14 protein-coding genes are annotated in these 14652 nt (G+C 65.0%); 6 read left to right on the forward strand and 8 right to left on the reverse strand.

Annotation, left to right across the window (positions count from 1 at the left end; all coding sequences use genetic code 11):
- Nucleotides 1-112: 112 nt before the first annotated feature.
- Complete coding sequence (locus tag AAFG07_RS00690; RefSeq protein ID WP_342725566.1) at nt 113-2869, forward strand: bifunctional acetate--CoA ligase family protein/GNAT family N-acetyltransferase; 2757 nt, start codon at nt 113-115, stop codon at nt 2867-2869.
- Between the two features lie 22 nt (nt 2870-2891).
- Here AAFG07_RS00690 and AAFG07_RS00695 read toward each other — a convergent pair whose 3' ends face one another.
- The 5 genes from AAFG07_RS00695 to AAFG07_RS00715 all read right to left on the reverse strand — a co-directional run bounded on the left by AAFG07_RS00695 (nt 2892) and on the right by AAFG07_RS00715 (nt 7478).
- Nucleotides 2892-3677, reverse strand: a complete 786-nt coding sequence (locus tag AAFG07_RS00695; protein ID WP_050402509.1) for a succinate dehydrogenase iron-sulfur subunit — start codon at nt 3675-3677, stop codon at nt 2892-2894.
- 18 nt (nt 3678-3695) lie between these two features.
- The gene (gene sdhA / locus AAFG07_RS00700) at nt 3696-5537 is read right to left on the reverse strand and encodes a succinate dehydrogenase flavoprotein subunit (RefSeq protein WP_229169595.1); all 1842 of its coding nucleotides are present in this window, start codon (nt 5535-5537) and stop codon (nt 3696-3698) included.
- Nucleotides 5538-5540: 3 nt separating this feature from the next.
- Nucleotides 5541-5915, reverse strand: coding sequence for a succinate dehydrogenase, hydrophobic membrane anchor protein (gene sdhD, locus AAFG07_RS00705; protein ID WP_083992366.1), 375 nt, complete (start codon nt 5913-5915; stop codon nt 5541-5543).
- 14 nt (nt 5916-5929) lie between these two features.
- Nucleotides 5930-6328 carry a succinate dehydrogenase, cytochrome b556 subunit gene (sdhC, locus tag AAFG07_RS00710; protein WP_342725567.1) on the reverse strand — a complete coding sequence of 133 codons (399 nt, stop codon included), beginning with the start codon at nt 6326-6328 and terminating at the stop codon, nt 5930-5932.
- Nucleotides 6329-6557: 229 nt separating this feature from the next.
- Nucleotides 6558-7478 carry a LysR family transcriptional regulator gene (locus AAFG07_RS00715; RefSeq protein ID WP_342725568.1) on the reverse strand — a complete coding sequence of 307 codons (921 nt, stop codon included), beginning with the start codon at nt 7476-7478 and terminating at the stop codon, nt 6558-6560.
- Between the two features lie 141 nt (nt 7479-7619).
- On the opposite strand from AAFG07_RS00715, the gene AAFG07_RS00720 reads away from it, so the two are divergent.
- Nucleotides 7620-8480, forward strand: a complete 861-nt coding sequence (locus AAFG07_RS00720; RefSeq protein ID WP_342729416.1) for a sulfite exporter TauE/SafE family protein — start codon at nt 7620-7622, stop codon at nt 8478-8480.
- Here the strand turns inward: AAFG07_RS00720 and AAFG07_RS00725 are convergent.
- Entirely contained in the window at nt 8458-8982 is a 525-nt protein-coding gene (locus tag AAFG07_RS00725; protein WP_342725569.1) for a DUF3658 domain-containing protein, read from the reverse strand. The genes AAFG07_RS00720 and AAFG07_RS00725 overlap by 23 nt on opposite strands.
- A gap of 26 nt (nt 8983-9008) precedes the next feature.
- Nucleotides 9009-10538, reverse strand: coding sequence for a malonyl-CoA synthase (locus tag AAFG07_RS00730; RefSeq protein WP_342725570.1), 1530 nt, complete (start codon nt 10536-10538; stop codon nt 9009-9011).
- An 87-nt stretch (nt 10539-10625) separates the two neighbouring features.
- On the opposite strand from AAFG07_RS00730, the gene AAFG07_RS00735 reads away from it, so the two are divergent.
- On the forward strand, nt 10626-11387 hold the full coding sequence (locus AAFG07_RS00735; RefSeq protein WP_342725571.1) for an SDR family oxidoreductase: 762 nt from the start codon (nt 10626-10628) through the stop codon (nt 11385-11387).
- Nucleotides 11388-11550: 163 nt separating this feature from the next.
- On the opposite strand, the gene AAFG07_RS00740 is transcribed toward AAFG07_RS00735, so the two are convergent.
- On the reverse strand, nt 11551-12951 hold the full coding sequence (locus AAFG07_RS00740) for an MFS transporter (protein ID WP_342725572.1): 1401 nt from the start codon (nt 12949-12951) through the stop codon (nt 11551-11553).
- Here AAFG07_RS00740 and AAFG07_RS00745 point away from each other — a divergent pair.
- The 3 genes from AAFG07_RS00745 (at nt 12938) to AAFG07_RS00755 (ending at nt 14648) form a co-directional block, all read left to right on the forward strand.
- The gene (locus tag AAFG07_RS00745; protein ID WP_342725573.1) at nt 12938-13246 is read left to right on the forward strand and encodes a hypothetical protein; all 309 of its coding nucleotides are present in this window, start codon (nt 12938-12940) and stop codon (nt 13244-13246) included. The two genes, AAFG07_RS00740 and AAFG07_RS00745, sit on opposite strands and share 14 nt — an antisense overlap.
- A gap of 35 nt (nt 13247-13281) precedes the next feature.
- Complete coding sequence (locus AAFG07_RS00750) at nt 13282-13836, forward strand: fasciclin domain-containing protein (RefSeq protein ID WP_342725574.1); 555 nt, start codon at nt 13282-13284, stop codon at nt 13834-13836.
- A 179-nt stretch (nt 13837-14015) separates the two neighbouring features.
- On the forward strand, nt 14016-14648 hold the full coding sequence (locus AAFG07_RS00755; protein ID WP_342725575.1) for a cytochrome b/b6 domain-containing protein: 633 nt from the start codon (nt 14016-14018) through the stop codon (nt 14646-14648).
- Nucleotides 14649-14652: the final 4 nt, after the last annotated feature.

A 14652-nucleotide genomic window follows, 5' to 3' on the forward strand; every position in this document is an offset into this window, starting at 1 on the left:
CCGGGCCGTCGCGTTCTGTCGCGGCGGCAATGGGTGCAACCGGGCGGGCGACGAAGTAGAGTTCGTTCGGGGCGCCTCTCGCGCATCCACGGGTTCCCTGCGAGACCACGCAATGTCGACGTTCGGCCTGGAGCGGGTATTTTCGCCTCGAAGCATCGCCATCGTCGGCGGCAGCCCGCGGCCGTCGTCGCTCGGCGCGGCGGTGCTGCGAAACCTCAGGGCGAGCGGCTTCCCCGGCAGGCTGGGCGTCGTCAACCGGCACTATGTGGATGTTGGTGGCGAGCCGACCGTTGCCGACCTGAAGTCGCTGCCGTTCGTTCCGGATCTCGTCGTCATCAGCGCACCGGCGGCGGCGATCCCGGAGATCGTGGCGGAGGCGGGGCTCGCCGGCGTTGCCGGCGCCGCGATCCTGTCGGCCGGCCTCGGCCATGGCGCAGGCTCGCTCGCGGAGATCGTGGAGCAGACGGCGCGGCGGCACGGCATGCGCCTGGTCGGGCCGAATTGCCTCGGCGTCATGGTGCCGCGTGCGAAGCTCAATGCGAGCTTCGCCTCCCATCAACCGTCGGATGGCCATGTCGCGCTGATCTCGCAGTCCGGCGCGGTCGCGTCGGCGATGATCGAGTGGGCGGCGGAGCGGCGGCTCGGCTTCTCGGGCATCGCCTCGATCGGCGACCAGCTCGATGTCGACGTCGCCGATCTCCTGGATTATTTCGCGCTCGACGATCATACCAGCGCGATCCTGATCTACCTCGAAGCGGTCAAGGATGCGCGCAAGTTCATGTCGGCGGCACGCGCCGCGGCGCGCATGAAGCCGGTCGTCGTCGTCAAATCGGGACGGATGGCGGAGGGGGCAAAGGCCGCCGCGACCCACACCGGCGCGCTGGCCGGCTCCGATGCGGTCTATGACGCCGCGTTCCGCCGTGCCGGCATGCTGCGCGTCTACGATCTTCGCCAGCTGTTCGACTGCGCCGAGCTGCTCGGCCGCGGCTTCGTGCCGCGCGGCAACCGGCTTGCGATCCTGACCAATGGCGGCGGGCTCGGCATCCTCGCGACCGACCGGCTGGCCGAACTCGGCGGCGTTCCCGCGACGCTGCTGCCGCAGACCATTGCGCGTCTCGACGAGTTGCTGCCGCAGGGCTGGTCGTCAGCCAATCCCGTCGACATCGCAGGCGATGCCGATGCCGCCCGTTACGTGGTGGCGCTCAACGCGCTGCTCGATGACGCGAACAACGACGCAGTGCTGGTCGCGAATGTCGAAACCGCGGTGGCGCCGGCCGAGGGCATTGCCGAGGCGGTGGCGCAGTGCGTGCGTGACCGCAGGACCAAACGAAGTGCGGTCGCCGCATTGGTGCTTGCAGCGTGGGTCGGCGCCGACGAGCGCACCGGCGCGATCTTCGAGGCGGCCCGCATCCCGCATTTTCCGACCGAGGACGATGCGGTGCGCGCCTTCATGTATCTGGTGCGCTATCGCGAAGCCTCCACGGCGCTCGCCGCGACCCCGCCGGGCGTCGCATCGGTATTCACGCCGGAGACGGCCGCGGCGCGGCATGTGATCGTGAGGGCGTTGTCGGAAGGGCGCGCCTGGCTCGATCCCGCCGAGATCGTCGCCCTGTTCGAGGCCTATCGCATTCCGATCGTGACGACGGTCGTCGCGGACAGCGCGGAGGACGCCGCCGAGAAGGCGGTGCCGTTCCTCGCCGAGGGGCACGCGATCGTGGTCAGGGTGTTCTCGCGCGACATCAGGCACGCATCCGATGTCGGCGGCGTGATCCTCGACCTGCGCACCAAGGACAGCGTCGTCGAAGCGGCAAGGACGGTGCTCGAACGCGCCCGAAGCGCGCGGCCGGATGCGACGCTGCAAGGCGTCACGATCCAACCGATGATCGTGCGGCGTGCGGCGCGCGAACTGGTCCTCGGCATCGCCGACGATCCGACCTTCGGCCCGGTGATCGTGTTCGGCCGCGGCGGCCCTGCGGTCGAGGTGATCAATGACAAGGCGGTGGCGCTGCCGCCGCTCGACATGAATCTCGCCCATGAGCTGGTCGGGCGGACGCGCGTCTCGCGGCTGCTCGGCGGCTATGGCGATGTGCCGGCCGTCCCGGCCGAACTGGTGCCGCTCACCCTGGTCAAGCTGGCGCAGATGGCGGCCGACATTCCCGAGGTCGCCGCGCTCGATATCAATCCGATGCTGGCGAACGAGACCGGTGTGCTCGCACTCGATGCGCGGGTGGCGATCCGCAAACCGGCGCGGCTGTTCGCCGGCCAAACCAGACTCGCGGTCAGGCCATATCCGTCGCAATGGGAGGGCGAGCTGGCGCTACGCGACGGCTCGCGCGTCACGGTGCGCCCGATGCGGCCGGAGGACGAGCCGATGGTCGCCGCGTTCTTCAAGCGCGTCACCGCCGAAGATCTCCGGCTGCGCTTCTTCCACGCGATGAAGGAATTCTCTCACGCCTTCATCGCGCGCCTCACCCAGCTCGACTATGCGCGCGCGATGGCGTTTGTGGCGCTCGATCCGGCGACCGGCGAGATGATGGGGGCGGTCCGGCTGCATTCGGACTCGCTGTACCAGAACGCCGAATATGCGATTCTTCTGCAGTCCGATCTCAAGGGCAAAGGGCTCGGCTGGGCGCTGATGCAGCTCCTGATCCACTATGCGCGGTCGGAGGGATTGAAGCGGCTGTCCGGCCAGGTGCTGACCGAGAACACCACGATGATCGGGATGTGCCGCGATCTCGGCTTCACCGCCACGATGGATCCGGAGGATCACAGCATCGTCGATGTCGTGCTCGACCTCGATCGACCTGCCGTCGATGCGGTCGGCGCTGATATCCTGATCCGGCGAGCTGCGGCTGGCCGCCTATCATAGCGCCAGCCGCGGCTGTGTCGGATCAGATCTGGCGTTCGACCATCTTGAACTTGAGCTCGGCGATCGCTTCCGAGGGGTTGAGGCCCTTCGGGCACGCCTTGGCGCAGTTCATGATGGTGTGGCAGCGATAGAGGCGGAACGGATCCTCGAGATTGTCGAGCCGCTCGCCGGTCGCTTCATCGCGGGAATCGGTGACCCAGCGCGTCGCCTGCAGCAGCGCGGCGGGACCGAGGAAGCGTTCGCTGTTCCACCAGTAGCTCGGGCACGAGGTCGAGCAGCAGGCGCACAGGATGCACTCGTACAGACCGTCGAGCTTCTCGCGGTCCTCGTGGCTCTGCCTCCACTCCTTCTGCGGCGTCGGCGTCGTGGTCTTCAGCCACGGCTCGATCGAGGCATACTGGGCGTAGAAATTGGTGAGATCGGGCACGAGGTCCTTGACCACCGGCTGGTGCGGCAGCGGGTTGACCTTCACCGCGCCGCCGGCGCCGACGTCGTGCATCGACTTCGTGCAGGCCAGCGTGTTCTGACCGTCGATGTTCATCGCGCAGGAGCCGCAGACGCCTTCGCGGCAGGAGCGGCGGAAGGTCAGCGTCGGATCGATGTGGTTCTTGATCCAGATCAGGCCGTCCAGCACCATCGGACCGCAATCATGGGTGTCGACATAATAGGTGTCGACGCTCGGATTCTTGCCGTCGTCCGGGTTCCAGCGATACACCCTAAATTCGCGGGTCTCGGTGGCGCCGGCCGGCTTCGGCCAGGTCTTGCCGCCGGAAATCTTCGAATTCTTCGGAAGTGCGAATTCAACCATGCTTGCTCGCCTTCGTTCTCAGTAGACCCGCGCCTTCGGCGGGATGTACTGCACATCATTGGTCATCGTGTAGTCGTGGACCGGACGATAATCGATCGCGGTCTTGCCGGCCGGATCAATCCAGGTCAGCGTGTGCTTCATCCAGTTCTTGTCGTCGCGCGCAGAGAAGTCTTCGCGCGCATGCGCGCCGCGGCTTTCGGTGCGGTTCGCCGCCGAATCCATCGTCACGACCGCCTGCACGATCAGATTGTCGAATTCCAGCGTCTCGATCAGGTCGGAATTCCACACCAGCGAGCGGTCGGACACCGAGATGTCGCCGACGCCGCCGTAGACCTTGTGGATCAGGTTCTGGCCTTCCTGCAGCACGTCGCCGGTGCGGAACACCGCGCAATTGTTCTGCATCACATGCTGCATGCTGTCGCGCAGCTTCGCGGTCGGCGTGCCGCCGGAAGCGTAGCGGAAGTGATCGAGCCGGCCGAGCGCGCGGTCGGCCGAATCCTTCGGCAGCTCCGGCTGCTTGGCGTTCGCCGTCAGCTTGTCGGCAAGGCGCAGCGCGGCGGCACGGCCGAACACCACGAGGTCGATCAGCGAGTTGGAGCCGAGGCGGTTGGCGCCATGCACCGAGACGCAGGCGGCTTCGCCGATCGCCATCAGGCCCGGCACCACCGAATTGTCGTCGCCGTTGCGCTTGGTCAGCACCTCGGCGTGATAGTTGGTGGCGATGCCGCCCATGTTGTAGTGCACGGTCGGCACGATCGGGATCGGCTCGCGGGTGACGTCGACATTGGCGAAAATCTTCGCTGATTCGGAGATACCCGGCAGCCGCTCATGCAGCACCTTCGGATCGAGGTGATCGAGGTGCAGGAAGATGTGATCCTTCTTCTTGCCGACGCCGCGGCCTTCGCGGATCTCGATCGTCATCGCGCGCGAGACGACGTCGCGCGAGGCGAGGTCCTTGGCCGACGGCGCGTAGCGCTCCATGAAGCGCTCGCCTTCGGAGTTGACGAGATAGCCGCCTTCGCCGCGGGCGCCTTCGGTGACGAGACAGCCCGAGCCGTAGATGCCGGTCGGATGGAACTGGACGAACTCCATGTCCTGCAGCGGCAGGCCGGCGCGCAGCACCATGCCGCCGCCGTCGCCGGTGCAGGTGTGTGCCGAGGTGCAGGACGCATAGGCGCGGCCATAGCCGCCGGTCGCCAGGATCGTGGTCTGGGCGCGGAAGCGATGCAGCGTGCCGTCGTCGAGCTTGAGCGCGATCACGCCGCGGCAGACGCCCTGGTCGTCCATGATCAGGTCGATGGCGAAGAATTCGATGAAGAACTCGGCCGCGTGGCGCAGCGACTGGCCATACATCGTGTGCAACATGGCGTGGCCGGTGCGGTCGGCGGCGGCGCAGGTGCGCTGCGCCTGGCCCTTGCCGTAGTCCAGGGTCATGCCGCCGAACGGGCGCTGATAGATCTTGCCGTCCTCGGTGCGCGAGAACGGCACGCCCCAATGCTCGAGCTCGTAGACCGCGTCGGGCGCGTTGCGCACCATGTATTCGATCGCGTCCTGGTCGCCGAGCCAGTCCGACCCCTTCACGGTGTCGTACATGTGCCAGCGCCAGTCGTCGGGATGCATGTTGCCGAGCGAGGCCGAGATGCCGCCCTGCGCCGCAACGGTGTGCGAGCGGGTCGGGAACACCTTGGTGATGCAGGCGGTGCGCAGGCCCGCTTCCGAGCAGCCGACCACGGCGCGCAGGCCCGCGCCACCGGCGCCGACCACGACGACGTCGTAGGTGTGGTCCTGGATCGGGTAGGCCTTGCCATTGGTAGCCGGGCCACTGCCGTTGGTGGCCTTGCCGTTTCCTTCACCGGCCATGGGTTATACTCCCGACGACAATTTGAGGATTGCGTAGATCGAGGCCAATGCGACCGCGACGCAGAAGAAGTTGTTCGCCATCACGCTGGCGATCTTCAGCTTCTCGTTATGGATGTAGTCCTCGATCACGACCTGCATGCCGATCTTCATGTGCCAGGTGCTGGCGACGATGAAGAGCAGCAGGATGATGGCGATCGGGATCGAGCCGAGGATCTGCGCCGCGCCGGCATGATTGCGGCCGATCAGCATGATCACCACGACGATCACGGGAACGATCAGGAGCGTCATCGCGACCGCGGTGAGGCGCTGGCGCCAGAAATCGCCTGTGCCGGTATGGGCAGACCCGAGGCCGCGGACGCGCTCCAGCGGCGTGCGCATCGAAGAGGGGCCGCTCATCGTCCACCTCCAACCGCATAGGCAATGATCCAGACCAGCACGGTCAGCGCGATGCCGGCGACCACGGCGCCCCAGGTCAGCGCTTCGCGCTCATTGGCCTTGAAGCCGTAGCCGAGATCCCAGACGAAATGCCGGATGCCGCTGCACAGATGGTGCATCAGCGCCCATGTGTAGCCGAACACGATCAGCTTGCCGATCGCGCTGCCGGTGAAGGCCTGCACGTTGGCGTAGGCGGTCGGGCCGGAGGCGGCCGCGATCAGCCACCAGGCGAGCAGCAGGGTGCCGAAATAGAGTGCCACACCTGTGGCGCGGTGGACGATGGACAGCGCCATCGTCAGCGTCCACCGGTAGGTCTGAATATGGGGTGAAAGCGGTCGTTCGATCCTGGCGGTCATCGGCGGGCTTTATGTTGTGAGGGACCGCGGCCGGCCCATCGGGGAACGCGGTAGAGGAGTTCTATTTACGGAGTCGGATCAGCCCGCGCAACGGCCAAATAGCCTTCGGTCGAACCGAAGTTCATTGTTAGCGTTGCCGAATTCTGATTGATCCGCAGTGTGGTATACCAGATGCAAGGTCGAGTGAACTAAAAAATGAATCAGGAAACCTGAATATTGATCGGCGGGTTTAGCTGCGCACGGACGGAGTCCGGAAGGCATCGATTTTGCCCCATTGTTCCACCAGATAATCGACGAATGCCCTGATCTTAGGCGATGCGAGGCGTGACGGCTGAAGCATCAGATGCAGCGGCGTCGGGGCCGGCTCATGATCGATCAGCAGGCGTTGCAGACGGCCGCTCGCGAGATCGGACTGCACCTGCCACGACGGCACGCGAACGATGCCCGCGCCCTCCCGCGCTGCACTGACCAGTGCCTCGAGGCTATTCATCCAGAGCCGACCGGATATGCGGAATTTGCGACCCGTCTTCGAGCCGTCGGCAAAGCGCCACTCGGCGCTCCCTGGCGAATCGGAAAACACCAGGCAGTCGTGCGACGAAAGCTCGTCCGGCGTCCGCGGCTCGCCGCGCCGCGCGAGATAGTCCGGTGATGCGCACACGATCATCTGCAGATCGGTGAGCTTGCGCGTGACGAGCTGCGAATCGCGCAGGCGGCCGATGCGGACAGCGAGGTGGATATCCTCCTCGACCATATCGACCGCGCGATCGATCAACAGCAGGTCGACGGCGAGTGCCGGATAGCGGCGCAGAAACTCGACCAGCAACGGCGCGATCACGAGCCGCCCGATCAGGCTCGGCGAACTCAACCGAATACGGCCCGACGGCTGATGCGGGTCGCGCGCCAACGCCGCCTCGATCTCCCTGACTTCGCCGAGAACCGATTTCGCGCGCTCATAGAGAATGCGCCCGTCATCGGTCAGCGCGAGCTGGCGCGTGGTGCGCAGCAGCAGGCGGGTGCCGAAATGCTCCTCGAGCGCGCTGATCTGGCGGCTGACCGAGGTCAGCGAGCTCGGCAGCGACCGCGCCGCCGCCGACAGGCTACCGGTCTCGACCGCGCGGACAAAGGCCGCCATCGCCGCAAGCTGGTCCAAGCCCGATCCTTCCGCATTTCGCAACAGAGCCTGCTCAACAGCATAGATACTCCCGAATCCCAAAAGGGGCTATTGCTCTCCGCGAACAGTCTCAAGACGGCGCCAATGCCTGCGTGCGGCGCCAACCACCGTGCGAAGGACATGATGGCCGGCCTCGATCCCAAGGAATTGCTCGAGCTTGCGCTGCTGCTGATCGCGGTCGGCGCGCTGTCCGGCTTTCTCGCCGGCCTGTTCGGCATCGGCGGCGGCGCGATCCTGGTGCCGGTGTTCTACGAATGCTTTCGTCTCGCGGGCGTGCCGCTCGAGGTGCGGATGCCGCTGTGCATCGGCACCTCGCTCGCGATCATCATCCCGACCTCGCTGAGCTCGTTCCGTGCCCATTATCGCCGCGGCGCGGTCGACATGGAGATCCTGAAGCGCTGGTGGCTGCCGATCGTGATCGGCGTTGCCGCCGGCAGCGTCACCGCGCGTTTCGCGCCGGAACGGCTGTTCAAGATCGTGTTCGTCGTGGTGGCGTGGTCGGCGGCAGCACGGCTGCTATTGGCGCGCGAGACCTGGAAATTCGGCGACGACGTGCCGAAGGGTTTTCTGATGCGCATCTACGGCTTCTTCGTCGGCCTGCTGTCGACGCTGATGGGGATCGGCGGCGGCCTGTTCGCCAACCTCTTGATGACCTTCTACGGCCGGCCGATCCATCAGGCGGTAGCGACCTCGTCCGCGCTCGCGGTGCTGATCTCGATCCCCGGCGCGCTCGGCTATGTCTATGCCGGCTGGCCCGCCGCTGCGCGCTTTCCCGACGTCACGGCGCTGCAACTGCCGTTCGCGCTCGGCTATGTCTCTCTGATCGGCGCGCTGCTGGTGATGCCGACCACGCTGGTCACCGCGCCACTCGGCGTCAAGGTCGCGCACGCGCTGTCGAAGCGCGCGCTGGAGGTGGCGTTCGGAGCTTACCTCTTCATTGTCGGCGGACGATTTGTGATCAGCCTGCTGGGCGGGCACTGATCGGCTCGTCGTTCAGCCGTACTTCGCTGTGACCCCACCGTCGGAGGTCTCCGACGCCCTCGATCCGACCGGCGTGGGACAGGAAGCGCAGGCGTGCTCCGATCATTTCAGGAGCTATTGGCAATTTCAGTTTATCGCAGTCTGCGATCGCGACCCCTATAATCATCGCGACCTTTTGCCATCGCGATGTCAGGGCCGACATGATGATGTCGTCGAGCGCTGCTTCCGTAGCTTCGCGGGGAAGACGCACGTCGCTCCACTTCAGTTCGGAGCTCGGGGGAGGCAGTTCTTCGCGAAGCTCCAGCTTCATCAGGTCGCGAAACTGTTCGTAAAGTGGCAGCATCACTTGCCATTCCAGCTCGAGCAGGAGGTCATAGAGCGGGCCATCCAATTCAAGCCGCTCCTGCTTTCCGAGCTCCGCAATCGCGATTCGAGCCTTCTTCATCGCCTCGTGCGCGATGACGAGTTGATCGTTAATCTGGATAGCCTGCTCCCGCTCCATCTACCCCTCACGACGTTCTCGCGGCTTCAACCCTTCGCGTAGATATCCTTATACGTATCCCGCAAAATATTCTTCTGCACCTTGCCCATCGCATTGCGCGGCAATTCGTCGACGACGAAGACGCGCTTGGGCATCTTGAATTTGGCGAGCCGCCCGTCGAGCGCCTTCAGCACCGAGGCCTCGCTGATGTCGGCGCCCTTGCTGCAGACCAGAACGGCGGTGACGCCTTCGCCGAAATCGGCATGCGGCACGCCGATCACGGCGGATTCGATCACGCCGGGCATGGCGTCGATCTCGCTCTCGATTTCCTTGGGGTAGACGTTGAAGCCGCCGGAGATCACGAGATCCTTGCCGCGGCCGAGGATGTGGACATAGCCCTTGCCGTCGATCTTGCCGAGGTCGCCGGTGATGAAGAAGCCGTCGCTGCGGAACTCGGCCTTGGTCTTCTCCGGCATCCGCCAGTAACCCTGGAACACGTTCGGGCCCTTGACCTCGATCATGCCGATGGTTTCGCGCGCAAGCTCTTTGCCGGTCTCGGGATCGGTGACCCGCACCGAGACGCCGGGTAGCGGGAAGCCGACCGCGCCGGGCACGCGGTCGCCCTCATAGGGGTTGGAAGTGTTCATGTTGGTCTCGGTCATGCCGTAGCGCTCAAGCACGGCGTGGCCGGTGCGGGCAGACCATTCGCGATGGGTGTCGGCGAGCAGCGGCGCGGAGCCCGAGATGAACAGCCGCATGTGTTTGGTGGCGTCCTTGTTCAGCCCGGGATTCTGCAACAGGCGGGTATAGAAGGTCGGCACGCCCATCATCACGGTGGCGCGGGCCATCAGCTTCAGGATCGCGTCCGGATCGAACTTCGGCAGGAAGATCATCGAGGCGCGCGAGAACAGCGTCACGTTGCTGGCCACGAACAGGCCGTGGGTGTGATAGATCGGCAGCGCGTGGATCAGCACGTCCTTGTCGGTGAAGCGCCAGTAGTCGACCAGCGAATACGAGTTCGACGCCAGATTGTCGTGCGACAGCATCGCGCCCTTGGAGCGGCCGGTGGTGCCCGACGTGTAGAGGATTGCGGCGAGGTCGTCATTGCCGCGCGGCACGGTGGCGAATTCCTTCGCCGCCTTGTCCGCGGCCTCGGTCAGCGAGCCTCTGCCGGTCGGGTCGAGCGTCTCGACCTTGGCACCCACCTTGGCGGCGATCGCCTTGATGCCCTCCAGCTTGGCGGGATCGCAGACCACCAGCGACGGCTCGGCATCGGTGATGAAGTATTCGAGCTCGTTCAGCGTATAGGCGGTATTGAGCGGCAGGTAGACGCCGCCGGCGCGCACGGTGGCGAGATAGAGCACGAGCGCTGAGACCGATTTCTCGGTCTGCGCCGCGACCCGGTCGCCCGGCTTGACGCCGCGTTCCACCAGCACATTCGCCATCTGGCCCGCGCGCGCGATCAGGTCGCCATAGGAGATCCGGCTGCCGTCGAGCTGCTCGATCGCCAGCCGATTGGTGTCGTCGAGGCCGTCGAACAGGCGGGAAAACAGGTTGGCGTTGGTGGTCGTGTTCATGCAACATCCCCTGAGGGGCGAAAGCGCCGGTAAAGGTCCGGTTGGATTAGCAAAAACGCCCTTCGGAAAGCAACGGAGACAGTTTGCATGACAAATAATGGGAAACGCGTGGCCTGGGTTACCGGCGGCGGCACCGGAATCGGCGAATCCGGGGCGGAATTCCTGGCTGCGGACGGCTGGACGGTGGTGGTCTCCGGCCGCCGCAAGGAAGAGCTCGACCGCGTGGTGGCCAACATCACGAAAAAGGGCGGCAAGGCCGAGGCGATCCCGCTCGACGTCAGCAACAAGGCCGACGTCAACAAGGCTGCCGACGCGATCGTCGGTAAACACGGCCGCATCGACCTGCTGGTCAACAGCGCCGGCATCAACGTGCCGAAGCGCAGCTGGGCCGACATGGAACTGGAAGGCTGGGACAAGCTGGTCGAGGTCAACCTCAACGGCGTGCTCTACTGCATGCGCGCGGTGCTGCCGACGATGCGCAAGCAGCAGGACGGCTGCATCATCAATGTCGCCTCCTGGGCCGGCCGCCACGTTTCGAAGATGCCGGGCCCGGCCTACACCACCACCAAGCACGCGGTGCTGGCGCTGACCCATTCCTTCAACATGGACGAATGCATCAACGGGCTGCGGGCCTGCTGCCTGTCGCCGGGCGAGGTGGCGACGCCGATCCTGAAGCAGCGGCCGGTGGTGCCGAGCGAAGCCGAGCAGGCCAGGATGCTGCAGCCGGAGGATTGCGGCCGCACCATCGCCTTCGTCGCCAGCATGCCGGCGCGGGTCTGCATGAACGAGATCCTGATCAGCCCGACGCACAACCGCGGCTTCATTCAGACGCCGACGAACAGGGATTAGGCTCAACTCCCTCAACGCGTCGTCCCTGCGAAAGCAGGGACCCATAACCACCGATGTCGATTGTTAGCAAAGGCTGGAGCCCCAACCTTCGCAAAACGACCATTCGTGGTTATGGGTCCCGGCTTTCGCCGGGACGACGGCGTGGACGGTTTTGCGATCTACGTCACTCGCTGATCTCGTTCAGCTCCTTGCCGGTATGCTCGGGCACGAACAGGTACACGCCGATCGCCATCGCGATCATCAGCACGGGGATGCAGAGGAACGATAGCGCGAACGAGCCGGTGTGCTGCTGGAGCGCGATCGAGACGAAGGGAAACAGCACGAAGCCGACGAAATAGGCGATCGCCCAGACCACGCCGTTGGCGGCGCCGCGGATGCGGGTCGGGAAGATCTCCGCCGTCAGCGTCGTGCTCGGGCCCCAGAAGCCGAGGAAACCGAGACACCAGGCGAGCCCGAATGCCCACAGCAGGACGCGGTCCTCGGAATAGACCCAGAGCGTCATGAAGATCGCGCCCTCGATCAGGGTCACGATGAAGGTGCGGCGGCGACCGATCTTGTCGATCAACCAGCCGACCAGGCACAGGCCAAGGAAGCCGCACAGGCCGTAGAACACGTAGAACAGGCTGTATTCCGCGGTCGACCAATGTTTCTCGGTCGAGAGGTAAAGCGGCATCCAGGCGCCGACCGTGCCGTAGATGCAGGTGCTGGCGCAGGCCACGAACAGCGCGACCAATGTCGACGGCAGCACGTCGGGCATGAACACCTGGCGGATGCCGACCGATTTGGCCTTGCCGAACCAGGCGCTGTCCTCGTTGTTGACCGTGCCGCCGCGCGCCAGCGTCTCCGAGATGCGCCGCTTGCGATCCTGCGCGCGCACCCAATAGGGCGATTCCGGGCAGGTGGAGCGGATATAGATCGCGAGCAGCGCGATCACACCGGGCACCATCACGGCGATGCGCCAGCCGTAATTGGCGGCAACCAGCCCGGTGATCGCGCCCGCGAGCGTGGCGCCGAGACACCAGGCCGAGCGCGTGATGCTGATGACGCGGCCACGCAGCCGGGCCGGCCAGGTCTCCGCCACCAGCATCGAGCCGAGCGACCATTCGCCGTTGAGCGCGAAGAACAACAGCGAGCGCGCGATCACGAAGACCGTAAAGGTCGGCGACAGCGCCGCGACCGGCATCAGGAGTGAGAACAGCGCGATGTTGACCGCGAGCAGCGTGCGGCGGCCGTAGCGGTCGGCGAGCCACGGCCAGAAGTAGAGCCCGGCGATTCCGACGAACAGCGCGATCTGCATGCCGGAGCGATATTCCGGCAGGCTCAGCTGGAATTCCTTGATCACCATCGGCGAGATGAGCGCGAAGATGACGCCGTCCATGCCGTCAAAGCCCCAGCCGAGCGCATTGGCGGTGGCGATATGCCAATGGGTTTTCGTCAGCTCAGTGCTGCCGGCGACGGCGCGATAGTTGGCGTATTGCAGGTGCTTTTGCTCGAGCGGGCCGACGTCGCTGCCAGCATCGTTCACCGCAGGCGTGGCGTGGCCATCAGCCGTGATGCTGCTCATGATTGCTTCTCCCCACGATCAACTGCCCGCGAAGCTGCGCCGCAATCTCAGGCTGAACCAATCAGGCAAGGGCGGCAAGCAAATTGCTCGCGGCAGCGCACCCGTCCATTCCGCTGAATGGAATGCGCGACGGCTGCGTGAAGCGCCGCATCTACGGAGCGCGCGCCAATCGGTTTCAGGAATCACAAAGAGTTATTTCCGGAAACCGCCCGGAAAACCTCCCGTAGCTCAGGACAACGACGACGCATTGATCAACCAACACGCGCCGTTGTTGCCCCTTCATCGCCGGCGATGACCAAGCCGGCTGGATACCTCATCGGGAGACGAACCATGTCGAAGCGTATTGCCTATCTCGCTGCCGCCGCCTTCAGCGCGCTCGCGATCACTGCCACTGTCGTGGCGCCGGTCCGTGCCGAGGAAAAGACCGTGATGGTCGGCGGCGCCGCGATGTTCCCGTCCAAGAACATCGTCCAGAACGCCGTCAATTCGAAGGACCACACCACCCTCGTCGCCGCGGTGAAGGCCGCCGGCCTGGTCGACACGCTGGAAGGCAAGGGCCCGTTCACGGTGTTCGCGCCGACCAACGCCGCGTTCGGCAAGCTGCCGGCCGGAACCGTCGACAATCTGGTGAAGCCCGAGAACAAGGCGACGCTGACCAAGATCCTCACCTATCATGTGGTGCCCGGCAAGCTCGAGGCCTCCGACCTCACCGACGGCAAGAAGCTGAAGACCGCCGAGGGCGAGGAACTGACCGTCAAGAAGCAGGACGGCAAGGTCTGGATCGTCGATGCCAAGGGCGGCACCTCGATGGTGACGATCTCCAACGTCAACCAGTCGAACGGCGTCATCCATGTGGTCGACACCGTGCTGATGCCGGCGACCTAACACCCGGCGGCCGATTCAGTCCCTGAGCGCCTGACGAAACAGCGAGCCGGAGCCTCGCCCCGGCTCGCATTTTTGTGACCAGATGGAGTGGCGTATATCGAACTGATGATGCGCACCCCCGTAACGGAACGCCGGTTCCCGGCGTATAAGCCGGTAACGACCACGAGCAGAGACATTCCATGACGAGCCTTGCCGTCAGCGACCACCAGGCAGAGACCGCGGCGCCCGCGAAGGTGATCCAGCCGGTCTGGGTGCGGATGGTGCACTGGATCAACGCGTTTGCGATGATCCTGATGATCATGTCCGGCTGGCAGATCTATAATGCCTCGCCGCTGTTCGGCTTCACCTTCTCGCGCAGCATCACGCTGGGCGGCTGGCTCGGCGGCGCGCTGCTCTGGCACTTCGCCGCGATGTGGCTGTTGATGGTCAACGGCCTGATCTATCTGGCGCTCGGTTTCGCCACCGGCCGCTTCCGCAAGAAGCTGCTGCCGATCACCCCCGGCGGCGTGATTGCCGACACCAAGGCGGCGCTGACCTTCAAGCTGTCGCATGACGATCTCAGCAAGTACAATTCGGTGCAGAAGCTGCTCTATACCGGCATCATCACCGTCGGCGTCGTCATCGTGCTGTCCGGCCTGTCGATGTGGAAGCCGGTGCAATTGCATTGGCTGGTGTCGTTGTTCGGCGGCTACGACATCGCCCGCTACGTTCACTTCACCTGCATGGCGCTGATCGTCGCCTTCCTGGTGATCCATGTCGCGCTCGCGCTGCTGGTGCCGAAGAGCCTGCGCGCCATGATCATCGGGCGCTAAGGGA

This window comes from Bradyrhizobium sp. B097, assembly GCF_038957035.1.
Taxonomy (GTDB): domain Bacteria; phylum Pseudomonadota; class Alphaproteobacteria; order Rhizobiales; family Xanthobacteraceae; genus Bradyrhizobium.

Coding starts and splice junctions, on each gene's coding strand:
- AAFG07_RS00695 (WP_050402509.1), bottom strand. CDS start 3,677: ATGGTTGAATTCGCACTTCCGAAGAATTCGAAGATTTCCGGCGGCAAG.
- sdhD (WP_083992366.1), bottom strand. CDS start 5,915: ATGCGCACGCCGCTGGAGCGCGTCCGCGGCCTCGGGTCTGCCCATACC.
- AAFG07_RS00740 (WP_342725572.1), bottom strand. CDS start 12,951: ATGAGCAGCATCACGGCTGATGGCCACGCCACGCCTGCGGTGAACGAT.
- AAFG07_RS00730 (WP_342725570.1), bottom strand. CDS start 10,538: ATGAACACGACCACCAACGCCAACCTGTTTTCCCGCCTGTTCGACGGC.
- AAFG07_RS00755 (WP_342725575.1), top strand. CDS start 14,016: ATGACGAGCCTTGCCGTCAGCGACCACCAGGCAGAGACCGCGGCGCCC.
- AAFG07_RS00690 (WP_342725566.1), top strand. CDS start 113: ATGTCGACGTTCGGCCTGGAGCGGGTATTTTCGCCTCGAAGCATCGCC.
- AAFG07_RS00720 (WP_342729416.1), top strand. CDS start 7,620: ATGATGGCCGGCCTCGATCCCAAGGAATTGCTCGAGCTTGCGCTGCTG.
- AAFG07_RS00735 (WP_342725571.1), top strand. CDS start 10,626: ATGACAAATAATGGGAAACGCGTGGCCTGGGTTACCGGCGGCGGCACC.
- AAFG07_RS00725 (WP_342725569.1), bottom strand. CDS start 8,982: ATGGAGCGGGAGCAGGCTATCCAGATTAACGATCAACTCGTCATCGCG.
- AAFG07_RS00750 (WP_342725574.1), top strand. CDS start 13,282: ATGTCGAAGCGTATTGCCTATCTCGCTGCCGCCGCCTTCAGCGCGCTC.
- sdhC (WP_342725567.1), bottom strand. CDS start 6,328: ATGACCGCCAGGATCGAACGACCGCTTTCACCCCATATTCAGACCTAC.
- sdhA (WP_229169595.1), bottom strand. CDS start 5,537: ATGGCCGGTGAAGGAAACGGCAAGGCCACCAACGGCAGTGGCCCGGCT.